This window comes from Alkalibaculum bacchi, from assembly GCF_937875145.1.
Classification (GTDB): domain Bacteria; phylum Bacillota; class Clostridia; order Eubacteriales; family Alkalibacteraceae; genus Alkalibaculum; species Alkalibaculum bacchi_A.
Genome location: NZ_CALNCS010000026.1, coordinates 1 through 2,445, shown reverse-complemented (window position 1 = coordinate 2,445; position 2,445 = coordinate 1). Strand labels below are relative to the sequence as shown.

3 protein-coding genes are annotated in these 2,445 nt (G+C 33.4%); 1 reads left to right on the top strand and 2 read right to left on the bottom strand.

What is annotated here, in order from left to right:
• Window positions 1-617: MATE family efflux transporter (locus Q7P22_RS02035; RefSeq protein WP_303860027.1), on the bottom strand; the 617-nt coding region annotated here is incomplete at its 3' end.
• Between the two features lie 297 nt (window positions 618-914).
• Here Q7P22_RS02035 and Q7P22_RS02030 point away from each other — a divergent pair.
• A complete protein-coding gene (locus Q7P22_RS02030) occupies window positions 915-1,070 on the top strand; it encodes a hypothetical protein (RefSeq protein WP_303860026.1) in 156 nt (51 codons plus the stop codon).
• 83 nt (window positions 1,071-1,153) lie between these two features.
• Here the strand turns inward: Q7P22_RS02030 and Q7P22_RS02025 are convergent.
• On the bottom strand, window positions 1,154-2,445 hold a 1,292-nt coding region (locus Q7P22_RS02025), incomplete at its 5' end, for an MATE family efflux transporter (protein WP_303860024.1).

Genomic DNA, 2,445 nt, shown 5'->3' with positions numbered 1-2,445 from the left:
GAGATAAATTGAGACATGACTGTGGCTAAGGCAGCTCCTTCCATCCCCCAACCAAATCCAAAGATAAATATTGGATCAAAAATCGTATTAATTACTGCGCCAATAAGCATGGTATTCATAGCCATTTTAGGGTTTCCATCAGAACGAATAAAATTGTTCACACCCATAGATGCAGATTGAAAAACGGTTCCTATTAGTATGATTCTTAAATAGGCTCTAGCGTAAGGTAATACTTCTTTACTTGCACCTAATAATTCCAGTATAGGATCTAATAATATTAATCCAGTTATAGATATAATCATGGATATCCCTATTAAGAGAACAATGGCATTGCCAAAAATTAACTCTGCTTCTTCTTTTCTTTGTTCTCCTAATCGAATGGCGACTAAAGCATTTGCCCCTAATCCCACTAACATAGAAAATGCCATAGTAACCAACATTACTGGAAAGCATACGGTAATTCCTGCGATTCCTAAAGAGCCTACTCCATTACCGATAAAAATTCGATCTACAACATTGTATAAAGCATTTACCAGCATACCTACTATTGCTGGAATTGAAAATTTGAATAGTAGGTTAGATATTTTATCTTCACCTAATTGTCTTGTACTGTCCATATTACTCCCCATCGTTTTTAAATATTTTCATAAAATGCTCCTTACTATTATTTTCGAAATCAAAATAAATTCAATTGCTTTTTACAAATTACATACTATTATAACACCTGTTTCGTAACTATTAAATAACCATATTAAAATTACTGCTTCATTGCGCTAAAAAACTTCTACATAATTTCTGAGTTCATTGATTATTGCTTGGCTACTATTCAACAGTCGTTCTACAGTTGCTTCTCAATTAAATTCATCATATAATAAGTGTGCATAAAAAACTTAAACACGAAAAAGGAGTTACTCATGACAAATAATCTTGAAGGAATGAAAAAACTTATCGAAAAGAAACAGAAACAAAGCTCTGAACAAGGAAATGTTAGCACTAAACCAAATAAGAAAAAAGTAAGTAGTCGTAAAGCCTTTAAAATTTCTAATGGTGGCGGATTCTTTGATAAATAGCTCCTTATAAGGTAATAAGAAAAACTAAAGCTCGGGGTGTGTTGATATGAGCTCTTTGCTTTAGTTTTCCTTTCAGCTTTCCGCTAATTCGTTACATTCTTAATCCACTTACCAGACTTAATCCGCATAAAGGCAAGGATGCATTTAACAAGCTCTTCTACAAGAGCTAGAGCATATACTGTATGTACGGGAAAACGAAATACAAAAGCGCCTATTATCGTTAAAGGCACGCCTATAAACCACATGGTAAAACCTTCAATAATTAATGCCCGTCCTGCATCTCCACCTCCTCGTAGTACGCCCACCACTAAGACAATACCTATAACTCTAATAAAAAAAATGAAGGATATAATATATAAAATTGTCTGGGCACTGCTTCTAACACCACTAGAGACATTAAATAAATTTAATATAAATGGAGAGGTAATAGCCAACATCCCTCCTAGTACAAGGCTAAGGAGAAAAGAAATTGCAATAATTTTCTTTGCATAATCACGACCTTGATCTTCATCTTCTGCTCCAATGCTATTTCCAATCATAATGGATGCTGAACTTGATAATCCAAAGGTGATGACCATAAATAAATTATTTATCGTATTACAGATTTGAATGACAGCTACAGCTTGAGCTCCCATATGTCCATAAACAGCTGCGTAAACTAAGCTAGCCAAGCCCCAACACATATCATTTAAAATAACTGGAAAAATTATCTGATAGGACTTTTTCACAAAATCAAAAGTAAAATCCGTCAGTTCCCTTAAGGTTGCCGCTAATACGCCTTTACTTAAATAAACAGATAGCAATAAGAGAAAAGTCTCTACGGCTCGAGCAATTACCGTAGCTATAGCAGCTCCTGCAACACCTAAAGCTGGTGCGCCAAATTTTCCAAAAATAAATATGTAATTAAAAAAGATATTCGTAAAAAGAGCAATTAAGCTTATGGTCATTGGCAATATAGCATTGTTTATCGATCTTAAAGAAAAGTTATATACAAAAGAAATCCCTGTAAAAATATAACTAATCAATGCTATTTTCAAATACTTTTCGCTCAAGGCTGTAACCATTGGATCATTATTAAACAAACTAATGATTTGTTTTGGCACTAAAAAACCAGCAATCATAAAAATGAGAGCTATAATACTTGCAGATAGTAAACCAATACCCAGTATTTTTTTAATATTTTTCTCGTCTCGTTTACCCCAATATTGAGAAATAAACACGCTACATCCTCCACACAATCCAATAAGAATCATATTGAAAAAGAAAAAATACTGATTGGCAATTCCTACTGATGCAATTTCTATTTCACCTAGTTTCCCAATCATTACCGTATCCATCATGTTTAGTAGAGAGGATATGAGATTTTGGATGATAA